The organism is Brevundimonas sp. (assembly GCF_013912005.1).
In the GTDB taxonomy this organism is placed as follows: domain Bacteria; phylum Pseudomonadota; class Alphaproteobacteria; order Caulobacterales; family Caulobacteraceae; genus Brevundimonas.
Genome location: NZ_JACESB010000012.1, coordinates 1 through 13,164, shown reverse-complemented (window position 1 = coordinate 13,164; position 13,164 = coordinate 1). Strand labels below are relative to the sequence as shown.

General features: G+C 72.3%; 14 protein-coding genes. 3 read left to right on the top strand and 11 right to left on the bottom strand.

What is annotated here, in order from left to right; all coding sequences use genetic code 11:
- Position 1 precedes the first annotated feature (1 nt).
- Entirely contained in the window at positions 2 to 1,186 is a 1,185-nt protein-coding gene (locus H2038_RS09430) for an acyl-CoA dehydrogenase family protein (RefSeq protein ID WP_292112129.1), read from the bottom strand.
- Positions 1,187 to 1,429: 243 nt separating this feature from the next.
- Positions 1,430 to 1,690 (bottom strand): Lrp/AsnC family transcriptional regulator, encoded by a 261-nt coding sequence (locus H2038_RS09425; protein WP_292112126.1) that lies wholly within the window; start codon positions 1,688 to 1,690, stop codon positions 1,430 to 1,432.
- A gap of 47 nt (positions 1,691 to 1,737) precedes the next feature.
- Here H2038_RS09425 and H2038_RS09420 point away from each other — a divergent pair, with 47 nt between their 5' ends.
- Positions 1,738 to 2,541, top strand: coding sequence for an alpha/beta hydrolase (locus H2038_RS09420; RefSeq protein WP_292112124.1), 804 nt, complete (start codon positions 1,738 to 1,740; stop codon positions 2,539 to 2,541).
- Between the two features lie 53 nt (positions 2,542 to 2,594).
- On the opposite strand, the gene H2038_RS09415 is transcribed toward H2038_RS09420, so the two are convergent.
- Positions 2,595 to 2,858 carry a hypothetical protein gene (locus H2038_RS09415; protein ID WP_292112122.1) on the bottom strand — a complete coding sequence of 88 codons (264 nt, stop codon included), beginning with the start codon at positions 2,856 to 2,858 and terminating at the stop codon, positions 2,595 to 2,597.
- Positions 2,859 to 3,019: 161 nt separating this feature from the next.
- Between H2038_RS09415 and H2038_RS09410 the strand changes: the two genes are divergently transcribed.
- On the top strand, positions 3,020 to 3,691 hold the full coding sequence (locus H2038_RS09410) for a bifunctional 4-hydroxy-2-oxoglutarate aldolase/2-dehydro-3-deoxy-phosphogluconate aldolase (RefSeq protein ID WP_292112119.1): 672 nt from the start codon (positions 3,020 to 3,022) through the stop codon (positions 3,689 to 3,691).
- 39 nt (positions 3,692 to 3,730) lie between these two features.
- Here the strand turns inward: H2038_RS09410 and H2038_RS09405 are convergent, their stop codons facing one another.
- The 6 genes from H2038_RS09405 to H2038_RS09380 form a co-directional block, all read right to left on the bottom strand.
- Positions 3,731 to 6,574, bottom strand: a complete 2,844-nt coding sequence (locus tag H2038_RS09405; protein WP_292112116.1) for a pitrilysin family protein — start codon at positions 6,572 to 6,574, stop codon at positions 3,731 to 3,733.
- A 68-nt stretch (positions 6,575 to 6,642) separates the two neighbouring features.
- Positions 6,643 to 7,491: a ribokinase gene (locus tag H2038_RS09400; protein ID WP_292112113.1), complete on the bottom strand. Its 849-nt coding sequence runs from the start codon at positions 7,489 to 7,491 to the stop codon at positions 6,643 to 6,645.
- A gap of 13 nt (positions 7,492 to 7,504) precedes the next feature.
- Entirely contained in the window at positions 7,505 to 8,032 is a 528-nt protein-coding gene (locus tag H2038_RS09395) for a pyridoxamine 5'-phosphate oxidase family protein (RefSeq protein ID WP_292112110.1), read from the bottom strand.
- Between the two features lie 103 nt (positions 8,033 to 8,135).
- A complete protein-coding gene (locus H2038_RS09390) occupies positions 8,136 to 8,801 on the bottom strand; it encodes an OmpW family outer membrane protein (RefSeq protein ID WP_292112107.1) in 666 nt (221 codons plus the stop codon).
- A 122-nt stretch (positions 8,802 to 8,923) separates the two neighbouring features.
- The gene (locus H2038_RS09385; protein ID WP_292112104.1) at positions 8,924 to 9,868 is read right to left on the bottom strand and encodes a nucleoside hydrolase; all 945 of its coding nucleotides are present in this window, start codon (positions 9,866 to 9,868) and stop codon (positions 8,924 to 8,926) included.
- Between the two features lie 37 nt (positions 9,869 to 9,905).
- Positions 9,906 to 10,568 (bottom strand): amino acid racemase, encoded by a 663-nt coding sequence (locus H2038_RS09380; RefSeq protein ID WP_292112101.1) that lies wholly within the window; start codon positions 10,566 to 10,568, stop codon positions 9,906 to 9,908.
- 77 nt (positions 10,569 to 10,645) lie between these two features.
- On the opposite strand from H2038_RS09380, the gene H2038_RS09375 reads away from it, so the two are divergent.
- Positions 10,646 to 11,914 carry a DUF819 family protein gene (locus H2038_RS09375; protein WP_292112098.1) on the top strand — a complete coding sequence of 423 codons (1,269 nt, stop codon included), beginning with the start codon at positions 10,646 to 10,648 and terminating at the stop codon, positions 11,912 to 11,914.
- Between the two features lie 3 nt (positions 11,915 to 11,917).
- Here H2038_RS09375 and H2038_RS09370 read toward each other — a convergent pair whose 3' ends face one another.
- Positions 11,918 to 12,094 (bottom strand): hypothetical protein, encoded by a 177-nt coding sequence (locus H2038_RS09370; RefSeq protein WP_292112095.1) that lies wholly within the window; start codon positions 12,092 to 12,094, stop codon positions 11,918 to 11,920.
- Between the two features lie 106 nt (positions 12,095 to 12,200).
- Positions 12,201 to 13,164, bottom strand: a 964-nt coding sequence (locus H2038_RS09365) for a hypothetical protein (protein ID WP_292112092.1), incomplete at its 5' end; no start/stop codon positions are given.

Below are 13,164 nucleotides of genomic sequence, written 5' to 3'. Positions count from 1 at the left end.
ATCAGGCTCCCGGCAGGCGCAGCAGGTGCTTGGCGATGATGTTGAGCTGGATCTCGGAGGTCCCGCCCTCGATCGAGTTGGCCTTGGTGCGCAGCCAGTCGCGCGCCATGGCCCCGTCGCGCGAGCGCTCGCCCTCCCACTCCAGGGCGTCGATCCCGCCGGCCGCCATCAGCAGCTCGTGCCGCCGCTTGTTCAGCTCCGAGCCGTAGTATTTCAGCATCGAGGCGAGCGCCGGATGCGCCTGCCCCGCCTTGTGCAGGTCGCCGGTGCGCTCCAGCGCCAGACGGAACGCCGTCGCGTCCACCTCCAGCTCGGCGATGCGCGCCCGCAGCATCGGCTCGTCCAGCCGCCCGTCGGCGTCCATCCCCAGGGCGTCCGCCGCCAGCTGCCCGACCGGACGGCCGCCCATGTGCTCGCCCATGGCCCCGATCATGGTCCGCTCGTGCGCCAGCAGGGCCTTGGCCACGTCCCAGCCGCGGTTCAGCGTCCCGACCAGGTTCTCCTTCTCCACCCGGACATTGTCGAAGAAGGTCTCGCAGAACGGGCTCTTGCCCGAAATCAGGGTGATCGGCCGGGTCGACACCCCCGGGGTCTCCATGTCGAACAGCACGAAGGAGATGCCCAGATGCTTGGGCGCCTCGGGGTCGGTCCGCACCAGGCAGAATATCCAGTCCGCCTTGTCGGCGTAGCTGGTCCACACCTTCTGGCCGTTGACGATCCAGTGGTCGCCGCGGTCCTCGGCCCGCGTCTGCAGGCCAGCCAGGTCCGATCCCGCGCCCGGCTCGGAATAGCCCTGGCACCAGCGGATCTCGCCGCGCACGATCGGTGGCAGGAATTTCCGCTTCTGCTCCTCGGTCCCGAACTGCAGCAGGGCCGGGCCCAGCATCCAGACGCCGAAGCTGTTCAGCGCCGGCTGCGCCTTGATGCGGCGCAGCTCCGAGGCCAGCACCTTGGCCTCCTCACGGCTCAGCCCGCCGCCGCCGTATTCCTTCGGCCATTCCGGCGCGGTCCAGCCCTTCGCCCCCATCCGCTCCAGCCACAGCCGGTGCCCCTCGGTGGCGAAGTCGGCCTTGCGCCCGCCCCAGATCATCTCCGCCTCGGACCGCATCGGCCCGCGCACCTCGGCCGGGCAGTTCGCCTCCAGCCAGTCCCGCGTCTCCGCGCGGAAGGTCTCAAGATCGCTCATCGCAGCCTCCGTCGCGCGGACGTTAGCAGTGATTCAGCCCTGACGTAGCGTCAGGGTGACAGGCAGGACCGTGACCGGATCACCTCCCCATCGCAGATGGGGAGGGGGACCATGCGCAGCATGGTGGAGGGGGCGGCGCAGGCGGAAGCGGGAGCCACAAGACCAGCCGCCGGCGCTGCCCTCCCCTGACCGCTGCGCGGTCGGTCCCCTCCATCGCCTCGAAGGGCGATGGAGGGGTGAGCCTCAGGCTCCCCCCTTCGGCAGGAACGGCGAGAAGGTGATCACCGTGAAGGTGTCGCGGACGTGCGGCCGGGTCTGCACCTGACGGGTCACGAAGGTGCCGATGTCCATCTCCTTCGGCAGCTGGAACTTGGCCAGCAGGTCGTACTGCCCCGAGGTCGAATAGACCTCCGAGACGTGCTCGACGTTGTCCACCATGTCCGCCGCCACGTCGTTGGCGTGCCCCAGCTCGCATTTGATGAAGACGAAGATGGCGGTCATCATGGCTGGGGCGGTCCTCCGGGTTCGGAGGTGGTCTAGCGGATGGCGACGTGACAGGCGAGATCGACCTCGAGGCCGAATACAACAACCGGGCCCGCGTCCCCGACCATCCGGCGGTGATGCAGCGCTGGCGCGAGGCCGCCGACGCCGCCCGCGCCGGCCGTCCGCCCGAGACCCTCGCCTACGGCTCCGGCCCGCGCGAGGTCATCGACCTGTTCTCCGCCGGAGACGACGCTCCCGTCGCCGTCTTCCTGCACGGCGGCTACTGGCAGGCGCTCGACAAGGACTGGTTCTCCGGCCTCGCCCCCGCCCTGCTCGCGCACGGGGTCGGCCTCGCCATCCCGTCCTACGACCTCGCCCCCGCCGTCCGCCTCGGCCGCATCCTGTCCCAGGTCCGCGCCGCCGTGGACGCCGTCCGCGCCCGCACCGGCCGGCGCCCCGTCGTCTTCGGCCACTCCGCCGGCGGGCACATGGCCGCCTGCATGCTCAGCGAGGGCCGCGCCTCCGCCGCGGCGGCGATCAGCGGCGTCTTCGACCTCGCCCCCCTGATCCCCACCTCGCTCAACGACGCCCTTCGCCTGGACGAAATGGAGGCCGCCGCCCTGTCGCCGGTCCACTGGCCGGTCCCGGACGGCTCCACCCCGGGCGGCACGACGCTGGACTGCCTCGTCGGCGCCGGCGAGAGTTCCGAATTCCTGCGCCAGTCTCGGATGATGGCCGACCTCTGGGGCGCCCGCGGCGTCGAAACCCGCTTCGAGGCCCTGCCCGGCCTCAACCACTTCACCGTCCTCGACCCGCTGTTCGACCCGGACAGCGCCCTGGTGCGGCGGATCGTCGAACTGGCCCGCGCCTGACGCGAAAAGGGCCGGCCCCGCGGGCCGGCCCTCGCATCGAGGCTTTCCGGGAGTTACCGGACCGCGTCGCCGTCGGTGGCGTTGTCGACCGTCTCGCCGGTCTCATGGGCGCCTTCCTGCAGGGCGTCGCCGGTGGCGTCGGCGGCGTCCTGGGTGGCGTCCACCGCGCTGCCGGCCGCGTCGCCCGCGGCGTCGGTCGCGTTGGCGGCGGCGTTCTCCGCCTGCTCGCCCGCGCGGTCGGCTTCGGGCTCGGTGCAGGCGGCCAGCGGAGCGGCGGCGAGGGCGGCGACCAGCGCCAGTCGCGTCAGGGTGTTCATCGGTCATCTCCCGGGTTTGGCGCCCGCGCGGCGGGCGTAACCGGAAGAAAAGACCCACGGCGACGCTTCGGTTCCGGGCCCGTTCACACGGATTGAAGCCCCCGGTCCTTGACGCCCCGGCTCCGGCGGCCGAGTCAGGACCGCCGCCCCGGAGCCTGCCCATGCGCCACGACCGCCTCGCCGTCCTCACCGCCCTCGAGAGCCAGGGCGCGGTGCCCGTCTTCTATCATCCGGATCCCGAGGTCTGCCTGAACGTGATCCGCGCCTGCGCCCGCGGCGGGGCCCGGGCGATCGAGTTCACCAACCGGGGCGATTTCGCCGTCGACCTGTTCGGCGACCTCGCCCGCGAGCTGCAGAAGACCGATCCGGACATCATCCTCGGCATCGGTTCGGTGGTCGACGCCGGCACCGCCGCCCTCTACCTCAACCGCGGCGCCCGCTTCGTCGTCAGCGCTGGCCTGATCGAGGAGGTCGCCCGCGTCTGCAACCGGCGCATGGTCGCCTACTTCCCGGGCTGCGGCTCCGTGGCCGAGATCGGCAAGGCCCACGAGCTGGGCTGCGAGATCGTCAAGCTGTTCCCCGGCGCCAGCGTCGGCGGCCCCGACTTCGTCAAGGCCGTGCTCGGCCCCATGCCCTGGACCAAGATCATGCCCACCGGCGGCGTCGACCCCGACGAGGCCAGCATCTCGAAATGGTTCGGCGCCGGCATCGTCGCCGCCGGCATGGGCTCGAAGCTGGTCACCGACGCGGCTGTGAAGGCCGGCGACTGGACCGCGATCGAGGCGCAGGTCCGCAAGACCGTCGAGGCGATCGCGACGTTCCGGGCGGCCTGACGGGTTTCCCCCCACGCCAACGGCGTGGGGGGGGCCGCCTCACATCCCCAGCGTCGGGCTGTCCAGGTCCAGCTCCGCCGCCGGGATCACCGCCACGTCCGGGTGCGCGGCCCTCAGGGCGTCGATGAACATGTCGGCCTGGCCGACCACCACCACCACCGCCTCTTCCGCACTCACCACGCGCGCCGCCTCGCGCAGGCTGTCCGGCGTGGTGGCGGCGATCTTCTGCGGATAGGCGCCGATCTCCGACAGCGGCAGGCCGTTGACCACGGCGTCCGCCAGCAGGCCGCCGAGGCCGCCGGTCGTCTCCAGCGAGCGCTGGAAGCCGCCGGTGATGAAGGCCTCGCGGTCGGTCACCGCCTGGTCGGCGACCGGCTCGCGCGCCAGCCGGTCGAACTCCGCCAGCACCAGGCCGACCACCTCGGCGGCGCTCTCGTTCTTGGTCTGGGTCGAGGCGACCAGGGCCCCGCCCTCGGCGCGGGCGCCGAGCGACGAATAGGCCCCGTAGCTGAGACCGCGTTTGGCGCGCACCTCCTGGAACAGCCGGCCGTTCTGCCCCGACCCCAGCACCGCATTGGCCACCGCCAGCGGATAGTAGCCGGCGTCGGCGCGGCGGGGGGCGCGCACCGCCGCCGTCACCGCCGCCTGCCCCGCCCCGGGCAGGTCGACCACCACCACGCGCGGCCCGGCCGGCGCCCCGGCCCGGTTCCCCACCGTGGGCTTCGGCGCGGCCGGCCGTTCCCAGCCGCCGAGCACCTGCTCGGCCCAGGCGAAGGCCGCTTCCGGCTCCATGCCGCCGGTGACGATCACCGTGGCGTTGTCGGGCCGCCACCAGCGGTCGTGGAAGGCGACGATCTCGTCGCGGGTGATCGCCGCCACCGACGCGGGCGTGCCGGAGCTCGGCGCGCCATAGGGCGAGGCCCCGTAGAGCAGCCGGTTCAGCACCGCCGAGGCCAGAGGTCCGGGCTGGCGATAGTTCACCCGCAGGGCGTTCACCGCCTGGGTGCGGCTGCGCGCCACCTCCGCCTCGGCGAAGTCCGGCCGCTGCACCACGTCGGCCAGCACCGCCCCGACCGCCTCCGCCGAGGCGATCGGCGCCGAGACGAACATCTGGGTGGCGTCGGCGCCGGCCCCGCCGCCGATGTTGGCCCCCAGCGCCTCGAGGGTGCGGGCGATCTCCGGCGCCGAACGGCCCCCGGCGCCCTGGGTGGCCAGCCCCGCCGTCAGGCCCGCCAGCCCCGGCCGGTCGGCCGGATCCGCCGCGGCGCCGCCGCCCAGCACCAGCTGGGCGTTCATGATCGGCAGGTCGGTCGACTTGGCGACGATCACCCGCAGCCCGTTGGGCAGGGTGCGCTCGGCGACGGCGGGGATCACGGCCTCGCGCGCCGCGCCAAGGGCGGGCGGCGCCGCCCGCCGCCCCTCGGGCAGCAGTTCGTTCGGCGGCAGCACCGCCGGCGGCACGCTGACGAAGGTCGGGACCGGGGCCGGGTTGCGCCAGCTGTCCTCCGGAACGCCCGCCGGCCGGGCGCTCTCGTCCTGATAGCGGATGGAGACCCGGGCCTGCTCGTCGAGGTAGGTCCGCGCGACCCGCTGGACGTCGGCGGCGGTGACCTGCTGGACCGCGGCCAGCCGCTCGTCCGCGGCGCGCGGATCGTTCTGGGAGACGATCGACTGGCCGAGGATGAAGGCGCGGCCCGAGGCGGTCTCGCGCTGGCGCAGGGCCGAGGCCACGATCTCGGTCTTCGCCTCCTGCAGCTCCGCCGCCGTCACCGGCTCGTTGCGGATTCGCTCCAGCTGCGCGTTCAGCGCCGCCTCCACGTCGGGAATGGCCTTGCCCTGGGCGACGGTGGCGGTGAGGGTGACGACCCCGTCCTCCTCCATGTCGTCCAGCCCGAAGCCGGCGTTGGCGGCCAGCTGGGTCTCGTAGACCAGCGCCTGGTACAGCCGCGAGCTCTCGCCGCGCGACATGATCGCCTGCAGCACGTCCAGCGCCGGCGCGTCGGGGTGGCCGGCCGCCACGCCGGGGAAGATCGCCGCCACCGCCGGCAACGGCACGTTCGGCGCGTACGCCTCCACCAGCCGCGGCTGCGTCCGGGGCGTTTCGACCGGCCGTTCGAACACCGGCGTCGGCCGGTCGGGATTGCGGATGCCGGCGAAATACTGGTCGACCCAGCGGTCCAGCTGCGCCGGATCGAAATTGCCCGAGACGATCAGCGTCGCATTGGCCGGGCGGTAGTAGGCCTCGTGGAAGGCGCGCGCGTCCTCGATGCGGGCCGAGTTGAGCTCCTCCAGCGAGCCGATCACGCTGCGCCGGTAGATGCTCTCGTCGAAGCTGTTGTCGCCGATCACGAAGCGCTGCAGCCGGCCGTAAGGGGGGGCGTAGACCCGCTGGCGCAGCTCTTCCTGCACGATCGACCGCTCGGTGTCGAAGACCTCCTGGTCGACCACGGGCCGCGCCATGCGCTCGGCGTGGGTCCACAGCATCTGCTCCAGATACTGGGGCGGCACCGTCTCGTAGTAGTTGGTGAAGTCCTGGCCGGTGGAGGCGTTGCGCGTCCCGCCGGCGTTCTCGACCATGGTCGAGATCTGGCCGTAGGGCAGGTTGACGGTCTTGCGGCTGAGGATGTGCTCGAACAGGTGGGCGAAGCCTGAGCGGCCCTCCGGATCGTCCTTGCCGCCGACGTCGTACCACAGGGTCACGGTCACCGTGCCGGCGGTCGGGTCCGGCATGGCGTAGACGTCGAGGCCGTTGCCGAGCTCGCGGTGGGTGAACTCCAGCGGCGGCACGGCGAGCGACGCCGCCTGCTGCGCCGCGGCGGGCGCGGCGGCGAGCGGCGCGAGGACGAGGAGCGAGGCTCCGAACAGGGCGGCGGTGCGGGACATGGCGGCGATCCTCGGCGACGGGCACAATGACGGCCCGGACCCTGCCAGCCGCTTTCCCGCCTCCCAAGTTACGTCGCGGTAATGATCGCCTCGACCTCGGCCCGCGTCGGGGCCGACGGCTGGGCCCCGGGGCGGGTGGCGGCCAGGGCCCCGGCGGCGCAGGCGAAGCGCAGGGCCGCCTCCGGCGCCTGTCCCTCCAGCAGGGCGACGCAGAGAGCCCCGACAAAGGCGTCGCCGGCGCCGGTCGCGTCGACCGCCCGGACCGCGGGCGGGGCCGCGCGGGCGATCTCGCGGCCGCCCTCGAACATCACCGCTCCCCGGGCGCCGAGGGTCACGACCACCCGGCCGGCGCCCCGGTGCAGGGCCTCGCCGTAGAAGGCCGCCTCGCCCTCGTTGACCACCAGCAGGTCCGCCCGGCCGAGCAGCCCGTCCGACACCGGGGCGGCCGGGGCGAGGTTGACGCAGACGAAGTCCGCGGCGCGCGCGACCGCCGCCTCCACCGTCCCGACCGGCAGCTCCAGCTGCAGGATCAGGGGCGCCTCGAAGCGCGCCGGCAGGGCCTGCGGCGAGACGCCGTGATTGGCGCCGGCGGCCACCACGATCTGGTTCTCGCCCGAAGGGTCGACGGCGATCAGCGCCACCCCGGTGGGCGCCGTGTCGTCGACGGCCACGCCCGTCAGGTCGACGCCGCCGGCGCGCAGCAGGGCCAGCGCTTCCGCGGCCATCGGATCGCGGCCGACCCGGCCGAGCAGCGCGACCTCCGCGCCCAGCCGCCGGGCCGCCAGCGCCTGGTTGGCGCCCTTGCCGCCCGGGTGGCGGGCGAGCGTCGCCCCCGTCACCGTCTCCCCCGGCCGGGGAAGGGACGGGGCGGCGGCGACGAAGTCGAGGTTGATCGAGCCGAGGACGGTGAGCTGCAAGCCGGCGATCCGCTCAGAACAGGGCCGAGACGCCGCGGCCCGCGCCCGGGTCCGGCTCCGGCGTTCCGCCGTCGCCGATGTGATAGGTCTGGGCCCGGCTGCGGCCGTCGATCACCGCCACCGGGGCGACGATCTCGGGCCGGATGCGCATCACCGCCACCGCGGCGCCGCCGGGGCAGAAGGCGCGGCCCTCCGGATAGCGTTCGAAGACCATGCGGTTGACGCGGTCGATGTCGGCGGGGTCGACGACCTCCTCGGCGCGGCCGGCGATGGAGACGCCGACGGTGTCGCCCTGCGCCCCCTCCGGCCGGATGGCGACCGAGACCCGCGGATCGACCTGCAGGTTGGCGAATTTCTGGCTGTCGCGGGCGATGACGAAATACAGGTTCAGCCCGTCGTTGACGTAGCCGACCGTGGTGACCTGGGGCCAGCCGTCGGGTCGGTTCACGCCCAGCGCCATCAGGCGGGCGGCGCCGAGCAGCTCGGCGACCGCGGCGACCGCGCCGCTGTGGATCGGGGGCGTCTCGGTCTGCGCGGTCATGCGGTCCTCCCGGGTCAGCGACGGCCGCCCGAAGGGACGGCGCGGCCGGCCGGGAGCATAACCCCCGCCGCGACCGCGCCGCCACCGCCCCCGGTCGGACGCGTCAGAATTTGCGTCCGACGCCCACGGAGACGACCCACGGATCGAGGCCGACATCGGCCTCCAGGGCGCCGCCGTTGATCGTGGCGTCAGTGTCGAACCAGACCCGCTTCACATCGACGTTCAGCGTCCACGGCCCGGTCAGGGCCACGTCCGCCCCGGCCTGCAGGGCGTAGCCGAAGCCGTCGTCCAGCTCGACCTCGAAGCCGTTCTTGTCCTCGCCTTCGAAGAACATCATGTAGTTCACGCCGGCGCCGAAGTACGGGCTGACCCGCGCCTCAGGCATCGGCCGGTACTGCAGGGTCACCACCGGCGGCAGCACCCAGGTCTCGTGCACCGCGACGTCGGTCGCGCCGCCCTTGGCCTTGATCTCGTGCTGGGTGGCGCCGAGGATCGCCTCCACCGAGATGTTGTCGGTCAGGAAGTAGGTGAAGCCGAGGGTCGGCATCACGTCGGCGCCGACGTCGACGTTCAGCCCGGTGTCCGCGCCGGCGGCGGTCATGATCGAATCGTCGGCGTCGCTCGACACCGAGGTGACCCGCCCCGTCACGATCAGGTCGCCCTTGCGCGCGACCTGCCAGCCGCCGGCGTCCTGGGCCATGGCGCCGCTGGCGGCGCCGCTCACCAGCGCCATCGCCCCCGCGGCCGCCAGCATCATCATCCGTTTCATGGTCGTCTTCCACGACGCGGTCCGGACGCGACATGCGCCCGTTCGAAGCGTCGGGAGCTGAAGACGCCTTTCGCGCCCGTCCGGCCTTGCGCTGGCGCAAACCCGGGCCGCGCGACGGTGCGTCAGATTGTCCGCGGCTGCACGGCGGCGGCGATCAGGTCGAACACCCCCTGCGCGTCGGCGCGGGCGGCCCAGAGGTGCGGCAGCGCCCCGGCCACGGCCGGGCGGAACTCCACCGCCGTGTGCCCGCGCGTCAGCCCGCTCTCCGTCTCCACCGCGATGCGGCAGGGCTCCAGCCCGAACAGCGCCGGACGGATCAGCCAGGCCACGGGGCAGGGATCGTGGACCGGCGGCGCCTCCCCGCCGACGATCTCCCGCTCCACCCGCTGCGAGAAGCGCAGCATCGCCGCCGCCGTCTCCGCCATCGGCGTCCCGGCCGCCGCCAGCCGTCCGATGCGCTCGTCCGTCGCCCGCACCTGGTGGGTCGCGTCCAGTCCGAACATCGCCACCTCGCAGCCGCTGGCCAGCACCTCGGCGGCGGCGTCCGGATCGGCCCAGACGTTGAATTCGGCCGAGGCGGTGATGTTGCCCCCTTCCGACCGCGCCCCGCCCATGGCCGCCACCGGCCCCAGCCGACGCGCCAGCCGCGGCTCCCGCCGCAGGGCCAGCGCCAGGTTGGTCATCGGGCCCAGCACCGCCAGCGCCACCGACCGCTCCGGCCGGGCCATCACCCGCTCGACGATGGCGTCCGCCGCATGCCCGTCGGCGCACGGCGCCCCGGCCTCGAACGGCGCGAGGTCGCCCAGCCCCTCGGGACCGTGAAACTCACCCGCCCCCGCCGGCTCGCGCCGCAGCGGCCGCGCCGCGCCCATGTGCACCGGCACGTCCTCGCGCCCGGCGATGCGGCGCAGCATGCGGGCGTTCCGCGCCGTCTTCTCCACCGGCACATTGCCGCCCACGACGGTGACCGCCAGCAGCTCCACCTCCGGCGAGCCGAAGGCCAGCATCAGCGCCACAGCGTCGTCGACGCCGGGGTCGCAGTCGATGATCAGGGCCCGTCTGTGCATCCGCCCTCACTGGCGTGCGCCGCGCCCGGCGGCAAGCTCAGGCGCAGGCCCGCACGCAGGCCGCCGCCAGCGCCTCGGCCGAGTTCACCAGCGGAACCGCCACGTCCGCCGGCCCGATCAGCAGCGGCACCTCGGTGCAGCCGGCGACCACCGCTCCGGCCCCGGCCCCGACCAGGGCCGCCGCCAGTCGCCGCATCTCGCTGCGCGGACCCGCGCCGACGTCGCCCGCCTTCACCGCGAAGATCGCCGCCATCACCGCCGCGCGGTCCGCCCCCTCCGGCGCCGCCATCTCTAGTCCCCGCGCCGCCAGCGCCCGGGCGTACAGCGCCTCCCCGCCGGGCGTCGCCAGCACGCCGATCCGGCGCGTCCCCGCCGCGGCCGCGGCGTCGGCGGTCTCGGCGATCATGTCGACGAACGGCAGGCCGGCGGCCCGGATGCCGTCGGCGTGGGCGTGGGCGGTGTTGCAGGGCATGGCCAGCACCTCGGCGCCCATGTCGCGCAGGCGCGCCGCCATCTCCGCCAGGGTCCGCCCCGCCGCCTCCGGCTGCTCGTGCCGGTCCGGCACGTGCGGGTTCAGGTCGACCAGCATGCGGATGTGGTCCGCGTCGCGGTCGGCCGGGGTCAGCGCCAGCACCCGCTCCATGAAGGCCACGGTGGCCGCCGGCCCCATCCCGCCCAGCACGCCCAGAATCTTGCCCATGCCGTCGCATCCTTCGGCGGCGCCTTGCCATCCGCGGCGCCTGCCCGCCTTATGCGCGAAACACCCGGGGAGACGCCATGCCGACCGAAGCCGCCGAAACGACGGCCCTGATCACCAACGACGCTGTCGTCCTCGGCCTGCTGGCCGTCATTCTCGGGGTCGTCTTCTGGGCCTCGAACCTGTCGCACCCGTGGGTGAAGCGCTTCTTCAGCGTCGTCCCGGCCCTGCTGCTCTGCTACTTCCTGCCCTCGCTGCTGACCACCTTCGGGATCGTCGATCCCGAGACCTCGCGCATCTACTTCATCGCCTCGCGCTTCCTGCTGCCGGCGGCCCTGGTGCTGCTCACCGTCTCGGCCGACCTGCCCGCCGTCGTCGGCCTGGGCCCCAAGGCGCTGATCATGTTCTTCACCGGCACGGTCGGGGTGATGATCGGCGGGCCGGTCGCCCTGCTGCTGACCAGCTGGGTCGCGCCCGAACTGATGGGCGCCGGGCCCGAGGCCATCTGGCGCGGCATGGCCACCGTGGCCGGCAGCTGGATCGGCGGCTCCGCCAACCAGACCGCCCTGTACGAGATCTACGGCGCCGGCCCCGACGTCTTCTCCATCTGGATCGCCGTCGACGTGGTCGTGGCCAACATCTGGATGGCCGTCGTGCTGTGGATCGCCGCCAACCAGCGCAGGATGGACCGCCTGTTCCGCGCCGACGCCAGCGCCGTCGACCGCGTCCGCGACAAGGCCGAGGCCTACGAGACCGAGCACGCCCGCATCCCCACGCTGAAGGACCTGATCTTCATCGTCGCCGTCGCCTTCGGCGCGGTCGGCCTGTCGCACGCGATCGCCGATCCGCTCGCCGCCTGGTTCGGCGCGAACTACCCGTGGGCCCAGCGCCTGTCGTTCGACTCCAGCTTCTTCTGGCTGGTGTTCATCGCCACCGCCGTCGGCGTGGTCCTGTCCTTCACCCCGGCCCGCAAGCTGCAGGGCCCCGGCGCGGCCAAGGTCGGCTCGGTCTTCGTCTACCTGCTGGTCGCCGCCGTCGGCCTCAACATGAACATCGCCGCCATCCTCGACAGCCCCGTCTACTTCCTGATCGGCGGCGTCTGGATGCTGGTCCACGTGGCCCTGATGTTCGGCATGGCCTTCCTGATCCGCGCGCCCAGCTTCTTCCTCGGCGTCGGCTCCATGGCCAACATCGGCGGCGCCGCCTCGGCCCCCGTCGCCGCCGCCGCCTTCCACCCCTCGCTCGCTCCGGTCGGGGTGCTGCTGGCGGTGGTCGGCTACATCGTCGGCACGGCGGCGGCGTGGTTCACCGGCCTCGTGATGATGCAGATCGCGGCGGGGGCGGGGTAAGCCTCAGGGCGCCAGCCCGGTGATCTCGCCCACGCCCTCGTCCTCCTCCCCGCTCTCGTCGGGCAGGGGGATGGCGCGGTCGGGCCGCTCCATGGCCTCGGCGTCCGCCTCGACGCGCTCAAGCTGTTCGTCCAGCGGTTCGGAGGGGGCGTCGGAGGTCGGGCGTTGGGCATCAGTCATCGGCGGCTCCTGCTGGCTGTCCGCAGGAAAACAGGCGGGACGCCGCGGGCGTTCCGCCGACGAGGCGGATGTCTGCAATGGGTGGGGAGCGGACACTCCGCTGCCGTCAATGCACCACGGTGGGCTCTTCAACGTGCGCTAGCTTGATCGAGCGTATTTCCACCGGCGAACTACCCGTCCGTATTCCGGCCAAGACGGTAAGCTCCCATTCGGGGTTGTCTGAACCTGCGTATGGGAAGGTCAGACGGTAGCATTGCGACAATGCCCATCTCTGCTCGGGCAGATCACACTCCGTGAGTTCCACCGTGGTCGCTGCCTTGAGCTCCAGTTGGCTTAGCTGAGCCAGTGCACTTGCACAGGTGTTGTCGGCGAAATCGTCGCAACTAAACGGGAGACGAGCGAGGTGCTCGGGCTTCTTCAGATAGGCCTTCTCGATCGCAGCCAACCATTGAGCGTCGCCGGCACTAGGAGCGCGGAAGGCGTCAGTAGCAGTCTTGATGCTCGCACAGACAGCATCCGATGCGGTCTGGTAAGCCTCCGTGCCCGGCTCTCCCGACGGGTCATCAAAGGCCTTATAGCGGCTCTCCGCTGAGACACGCTTTACCTCAAGAGGCGCGTTGTCATCGACCCTCTCAAAATCCATCCAGTTATACTCGACCGTGATGACATCAATGCTGCATATCCGATTCAATCGGGGCCACGGCGACTCAGGTTGGGAATAGAACTCCACTTTTTCCGGAGGCCCTTCCGTCGAGTTGTATTCATACCGCACCACCTCAATGATGCGTCGGCCCAGGAAGGGACCTAGCACTTTGGTCGCCAGTTGCTCGGTGGGTAGTGATCGCGCTTCGGCAACCGTCAAACGCGACTGAGGGCGCGAGCCAAGAGGCTGAACACAGCCGGTCAGCAGGGTGCACAGCGCAATCGCGGTAAAGCTGCAAGTTCTGAGTTTCGCCATCAGGCGATGCTGACACAACACGGTTCTTGCGCCCATCCCGCCCAACGTCCGCAATGGGTCGGGAACCGACCCATTGCGGACGTTGGGCGGGATGGGCGCAAGAACCGTGTTG

What these genes read in the sequence shown, in the direction of transcription:
- H2038_RS09415 (WP_292112122.1), bottom strand. Translation starts at nt 2,858, where the DNA reads ATGAACACCCTGACGCGACTGGCGCTGGTCGCCGCCCTCGCCGCCGCT.
- H2038_RS09430 (WP_292112129.1), bottom strand. Translation starts at nt 1,186, where the DNA reads ATGAGCGATCTTGAGACCTTCCGCGCGGAGACGCGGGACTGGCTGGAG.
- H2038_RS09370 (WP_292112095.1), bottom strand. Translation starts at nt 12,094, where the DNA reads ATGACTGATGCCCAACGCCCGACCTCCGACGCCCCCTCCGAACCGCTG.
- H2038_RS09405 (WP_292112116.1), bottom strand. Translation starts at nt 6,574, where the DNA reads ATGTCCCGCACCGCCGCCCTGTTCGGAGCCTCGCTCCTCGTCCTCGCG.
- H2038_RS09375 (WP_292112098.1), top strand. Translation starts at nt 10,646, where the DNA reads ATGCCGACCGAAGCCGCCGAAACGACGGCCCTGATCACCAACGACGCT.
- H2038_RS09385 (WP_292112104.1), bottom strand. Translation starts at nt 9,868, where the DNA reads ATGCACAGACGGGCCCTGATCATCGACTGCGACCCCGGCGTCGACGAC.
- H2038_RS09380 (WP_292112101.1), bottom strand. Translation starts at nt 10,568, where the DNA reads ATGGGCAAGATTCTGGGCGTGCTGGGCGGGATGGGGCCGGCGGCCACC.
- H2038_RS09410 (WP_292112119.1), top strand. Translation starts at nt 3,020, where the DNA reads ATGCGCCACGACCGCCTCGCCGTCCTCACCGCCCTCGAGAGCCAGGGC.
- H2038_RS09425 (WP_292112126.1), bottom strand. Translation starts at nt 1,690, where the DNA reads ATGATGACCGCCATCTTCGTCTTCATCAAATGCGAGCTGGGGCACGCC.
- H2038_RS09390 (WP_292112107.1), bottom strand. Translation starts at nt 8,801, where the DNA reads ATGAAACGGATGATGATGCTGGCGGCCGCGGGGGCGATGGCGCTGGTG.
- H2038_RS09395 (WP_292112110.1), bottom strand. Translation starts at nt 8,032, where the DNA reads ATGACCGCGCAGACCGAGACGCCCCCGATCCACAGCGGCGCGGTCGCC.